This window comes from Desulfofundulus sp. (assembly GCF_049701015.1).
GTDB lineage: Bacteria > Bacillota > Desulfotomaculia > Desulfotomaculales > Desulfovirgulaceae > Desulfofundulus.
In genome coordinates this window covers 1-3911 of record NZ_JBNATZ010000237.1, presented here as the reverse complement: position 1 = coordinate 3911, position 3911 = coordinate 1, and the positions used below count along the sequence as shown (strand labels likewise).

Genomic DNA, 3911 nt, shown 5'->3' with positions numbered 1-3911 from the left:
TGAACCCCGTTCGACGTTCGATTATTTTTAGAGATCGTCATCTGCTTTCACGCATTCGGCACAAGTATCCGAGGCATCGTTTTCTACCGGACAGGTGCCTGTGCTTTCCAGAGCCGGGCGCCGGGCAGTATCGGTTTTGCGTTCTGCCTCGCGAGTGGTTTTATCTTCTCGGGACATGATTTGTTATCACCTCCTGGAACATATTTTTTCCCTGGAGGTGCAAAAAAAAGCTAACGAAAAATGGTAATAGTTTTTAACAAGTGTTGGAGAGCTTCATTGGAATTTTTAATTAAAAGGTCTATATCTTCCGCCTGTGCTTTCTCTACATGAACTCCTGCCACCATAACCACAGGCTGGTCGCAGGCTTTCGCCAGTTCTTCGGCCAGGGGTTTTGCCAGTTCGTCATCCTTGTGTCCCAGTCTGGGGACCACAATAGAGGTGCAGCTTACACGACCGGGTTCTGCCATGCTGGGGCGCGGAATACTCAACACTACCGCTCCGATATGGGGCTTTTCACCGCCCAGAAGAGAGACCATTATGCCCTCCTCTGTGAGGGTTGCTCGCAGCTCGACCCGATGTTTTCCCTTGCCGGCTGCAAAGAAAAGATTTTTGATCATGGTTGTCACCTGTTTCTCCTCTTTGAAAAACCGAGCAAGTCCGGTTTTTCGACTCCTTTATAGAGCGCTAAAACCTTAAAAATCCCTCCCATCCCTTCCGGGAGAATCAATTTTTTAACAGCCATGACAGTGCGTGTGGTCCTTTCATCAAAAACGTAATCAGGAGCAAAGCGAGGAATGGCATCCACTATACCCAGGTTCAACAAAAAATCCATCTGGGTGGTGTACCCGGCCAGGTGCAGGCCTGCTTCCCTTCCCCAGTGGATGAGGGCGGAAAAGTTGACATGGGATGTAATATCCTGCTGTCCCACGTGGTTCAAGGGATCGCTGCTTAAAAGATGTTTCCGGTAACAGCGCAGTGTACCTTCCATGCGTGAAGGGTGGTAGAGCTCGGTTGATTCCATACCGTAGTCAATAATAAGCACGAAACCCCGCCCGAGCATGGTTGCTACTTCCCGCAGCCACTCACGGGCAGCCAGGTTAACTTCGGCAATCTGACCCTGGATAAGGTTTATACCCAGGGTGCTAAAGTATTCCTCCAGGAGTGGGGTGGAAAGTTCTCCCTCCTGCTCTGCCAGTCTGCCATCATTCCAGTTGATATAAATTTCCTTGAGTCCTGATGCCGTCTGGCGAACCCGGTGGACTGGAAAGGCGTCCACCAGTTCGTTACCAAAAATAATTCCGTTGATGGAACCAGTATTTCCTATTTCAGAAAGAGTATCGGCCCAGTATACTTTTTCTTCGACAAATGGGGCTAGAACCTCTTTTTGACGCCTGGTCATTTCCGGACTGGCTTCAATGATGTAATAGCGGACCCCTTTCCAGGCCGGCCGGAAAGATGCAGCCATTGCATCCAGGATATCACGGGCTAGATAACCCTTGCCGGCTCCGTATTCTACCAGCACCCAGTTTGATGGCTGTCCAAGGTATTCCCACATCTGGGAAAACTGTCTGGCAAGCATGGCTCCGAAAAGGGGATGCACATCGGCACTGGTATAGAAATCCCCCCGGGGCCCAATTTTTTCTCCGGGGCCGGTATAATACCCGAGGCCGGGATAATAAAGGGCCATTTCCATAAAATCTCTAAAAGTTATAGGTCCCCGGGCCTTTATTAAAGAAACAATTTTTTCCATTAAAGAGTTCAAATTTATCACCTTTTACAACTTGGATTTCCATAATTACCCGCTGATATATGCTCATGAAAATGTTCAAAATATAATTGTATTTTGAAAGATCTTTTCTTGAAGGAGGTAAATCTATGACTATTGGCGAAAAAATGCATCAAACCCTGGCCTCTTTAGAAACTGCAGCTGCCAATTTAAAAACCTTTTCCCTGGATACTCAAGATCAAACGGCCAAACAGATGTTTGCCAGCTATTCGCAGCAGTTGGAAAACATTTGTAATGGCCTGCGGGGACGGGTGAATTATCTCGAACAGCAGGAGCCTCAGTATAGAGTGATGCAGCCGAAGCAACAGCAACAAAAACAATAATGTCCCCCGGCTGGGTTGTCCAGGAGGGCCCGGGTTTCTCCCCCGGGTCCTCACTGCTTTTTTGATCGCAGTCAAGGAAAGTTTTTGGCAGGAGGAATGGTCGGAATAACCGTGTTAGCGGTTATGGCCGGTTTTTTGTCTCTCGGCCCGGGTGAGGACTCGCTTATCTTCCACGCGCCGGGTAATTTTTTCCCGGTCAAAATACTCTAAGAGGGGCAGTGCATATTTCCGGGACGTTTGAAGTAAATCCCGGGTTTCCCCTACTGTGATTTCGCCATTTTCCCGTAAATAGTCAACCAGTATTTGCCTGGCTCTGTTTACACAGGCCGGGTGGAAGTACAGATCATCGGCCACCCGGACCAGCATGCCTTTTCTGAGCAGGTACTGCAAGATTTCCTGGGCAGTATGACCTTCCACCCCTACCCGGCGGGTCGCCTCACCCCAGGCAGGTGGCTGGCAATCCCCCTCCCTGTAAATTTCAAGTAGCTGCTGTATTTGCTTTTCATGTTTGGGATTGGGCTTCGGGGTGAATTCGGGAAGTGCAACTTCCTGGGTATAGAGCTTCACCAGTCCATCCTCTTCCATAACCTGGAGAAGAGATTGGAATTGCTTGCTATTTAACCCCGCAAACAGGCGGGAACGCATTTCTTCTTTGGGAAAACCTTCCCGTAACGGGAAGTCGCGGTGATATTCCTGAAGCATCGAGTGGATATTCCGGGCCCACTCCAGGTAAACTTCCCGGAGGATATAATAAACCTGGTTTTCTAAAGGTATGGAGTATACCTGCTTGTTTTGAACCAGGGAGTGCAATGTCTTCTTTACCGTGTTCTCATCCAGTCCACTGACCTTGACCAGTTCTTCTGCTGTAAGGATAGTCCGGCGGCTGCTGAGCTGCTGGACCAGAACTTCCTCAGGTGTGCCCTTCTCCCGTGTTAAGAGGCTTTCAATTACTTCCCTGCGCAGGCGCCTGTGTTTTGGTGCCACCGGATCAATGATCTTTCCACCGCCAATGGTGCGTACCGGGGAGTAAGAACGGACAACAAACCGGTCACCCCGTACCGCCACTGCTGGTTCTTCCAGTTCCAGCTGGGCGAGGGCTGTCTCCTGAGGAGATAGTTCATCCCGGTCCAGAAGGATCACCCGGCACATAATTTCGGAGGTACCCAGATGCAGACGCACCCGGCTTCTGTTCTTCAGGGGCCTGGCCGTTCTCAGAAGTACAAAGCGGACATCCAGACGATAGGATGGGGTAAGACTGCCGGGGGTGGCCAGAACACTACCACGGGGTACCTCTTCAACATCAACTCCAGTCAGGTTTACCGCTACTCGCTGTCCAGCACGAGCTTCTTCCACCTTCCGTCCGTGGACCTGGAGTGTGCGCACCCGGGTGGATATTTTTTGGGGCATAATTTCCAGGGCATCACCGGTGTGCAGGGTTCCACTCCACAGGGTGCCGGTAGCTACGGTGCCAAAACCGGTGATGGAAAAAACCCGGTCAACAGGCAGGCGTACGAAACCGGTAGCCGGTTTTTCCTTTACCTCCTTAGCTACCATATCGATGGTGTCTAAAAGTTCGTCCAGCCCCTGGCCGGTAACACTGGAAACTTCCACTACGGGCGCACCTTCGAGGGTAGTACCCTTCAGGAATTCAACTACTTCTTCCCGCACCAGGTCAAGCCATTCCCGGTCTACAAGGTCCACTTTGGTTAACACTACTACACCCCGTGTTATCTGGAGGAGCTGGATGACGACGGCGGCTCTAGCTTATAGTGACGCGAAGGTAAGATGAATAAGTGGCGCTT

General features: G+C 50.5%; 5 protein-coding genes. 1 reads left to right on the top strand and 4 read right to left on the bottom strand.

What is annotated here, in order from left to right; all coding sequences use genetic code 11:
- Positions 1–27: 27 nt before the first annotated feature.
- The 3 genes from ACPLUI_RS12305 to ACPLUI_RS12295 are packed head-to-tail and all read right to left on the bottom strand — an operon-like array spanning position 28 to position 1750.
- Complete coding sequence (locus tag ACPLUI_RS12305; protein ID WP_424660550.1) at positions 28–177, bottom strand: hypothetical protein; 150 nt, start codon at positions 175–177, stop codon at positions 28–30.
- 53 nt (positions 178–230) lie between these two features.
- Positions 231–617: a hypothetical protein gene (locus ACPLUI_RS12300; protein WP_424660549.1), complete on the bottom strand. Its 387-nt coding sequence runs from the start codon at positions 615–617 to the stop codon at positions 231–233.
- 5 nt (positions 618–622) lie between these two features.
- On the bottom strand, positions 623–1750 hold the full coding sequence (locus tag ACPLUI_RS12295; RefSeq protein WP_424660548.1) for a class I SAM-dependent methyltransferase: 1128 nt from the start codon (positions 1748–1750) through the stop codon (positions 623–625).
- Positions 1751–1875: 125 nt separating this feature from the next.
- Between ACPLUI_RS12295 and ACPLUI_RS12290 the strand changes: the two genes are divergently transcribed.
- Positions 1876–2109 carry a DUF1657 domain-containing protein gene (locus ACPLUI_RS12290; RefSeq protein ID WP_424660547.1) on the top strand — a complete coding sequence of 78 codons (234 nt, stop codon included), beginning with the start codon at positions 1876–1878 and terminating at the stop codon, positions 2107–2109.
- A 114-nt stretch (positions 2110–2223) separates the two neighbouring features.
- Here the strand turns inward: ACPLUI_RS12290 and selB are convergent, their stop codons facing one another.
- Positions 2224–3822, bottom strand: a complete 1599-nt coding sequence (gene selB / locus ACPLUI_RS12285) for a selenocysteine-specific translation elongation factor (RefSeq protein ID WP_424660546.1) — start codon at positions 3820–3822, stop codon at positions 2224–2226.
- Between the last annotated feature and the right edge of the window lie 89 nt (positions 3823–3911).

What these genes read in the sequence shown, in the direction of transcription:
- ACPLUI_RS12305 (WP_424660550.1), bottom strand. Translation starts at nt 177, where the DNA reads ATGTCCCGAGAAGATAAAACCACTCGCGAGGCAGAACGCAAAACCGAT.
- ACPLUI_RS12290 (WP_424660547.1), top strand. Translation starts at nt 1,876, where the DNA reads ATGACTATTGGCGAAAAAATGCATCAAACCCTGGCCTCTTTAGAAACT.
- ACPLUI_RS12295 (WP_424660548.1), bottom strand. Translation starts at nt 1,750, where the DNA reads ATGGAAAAAATTGTTTCTTTAATAAAGGCCCGGGGACCTATAACTTTT.
- ACPLUI_RS12300 (WP_424660549.1), bottom strand. Translation starts at nt 617, where the DNA reads ATGATCAAAAATCTTTTCTTTGCAGCCGGCAAGGGAAAACATCGGGTC.